A 255-nucleotide genomic window follows, 5' to 3' on the forward strand; every position below is an offset into this window, starting at 1 on the left:
GCTGCGGCGCCACGATGGAGCATTATCGCGCCATCTCGCTGAGTCACGCCTACGCCTATAGCTGGGCCGGTGCCATCTGCTTCGCCATGGCCAATTTCCTGCCCTTCATCAAGCTCGAAATATCCGGGCGCGCGCAGGTGGCCAGCCTCGTCACCGGCATCAAGGCGCTCTACGACCAGGGATTGTGGGAACTGGGAATCGTCGTCGCCTTCACCATGCTGGTGGCGCCGGGCCTGCAGATTCTCGCCCGCCTCA

Annotated in this window: 1 protein-coding gene; it reads left to right on the forward strand. The window is 63.5% G+C overall.

Annotated elements, in window-relative coordinates:
* On the forward strand, window positions 1-255 hold a 255-nt coding region (locus tag ACZYTC_RS34470), incomplete at both ends, for a paraquat-inducible protein A (RefSeq protein ID WP_488991784.1).

The organism is Labrys sp. F242 (assembly GCF_057813875.1).